General features: G+C 39.2%; 1 protein-coding gene. It reads right to left on the reverse strand.

The features are described from left to right. Window positions 1-318: 318 nt before the first annotated feature. Window positions 319-636 (reverse strand): carbohydrate porin (locus R8N47_RS26010; RefSeq protein ID WP_318186205.1); only part of this gene is annotated, 318 nt, incomplete at its 5' end.

A 636-nucleotide genomic window follows, 5' to 3' on the forward strand; every position in this document is an offset into this window, starting at 1 on the left:
CTTACATTGCTAACCATACGACTGTCGTATGAGTTATTGATGTAATCACCAATAATATATTTAACACTAAAGTAAGCAGTTACGATAGTAATTATTAATGATATTCCAAATAAGATTATAATCTTATTTTTTAACGACAGTGGTTTCATACATCAGTCCATGTAAAAAGGCTCTTGAAATGGAAATATAGACATATTTTCCGCCCCCTCCGGCTGAATACGACCCAATTCAAGAGCAAATGGCAAAGGATTTCGATGTGATAGGCCAGAATGGAGCTAAACAGGCCTATCTAAGTAGTAAAATGGCAATTTCTATTTATTACCACCAAGCCTCAATTTGTACACCGTAGTTGATGGTGTCGTTGCTCTTATTGTTGTCAAATGAGTCGCCCTCATTGTCTTTCAAATAAGTCGCAAAGAATCGGATTCCTGGACGAGCGAAGAAAGACTCTCCCGTTGAGATGGCGTGTGCGATAGTGAATTTTGTGCCACTAAACTTGTCTTCGGAGCCTGAATCCCAAGTTTTTTCTTGGTCAAAGTAGCCGACCTCTAACATAGTCTTATTGTATGGCGACCAGTTGTAAGTTGGACGAGCTACAAATGAGAACAACTCTTCCTTATCTAACCAGTCCCCATG

This window comes from Vibrio sp. 2132-1, from assembly GCF_033344315.1.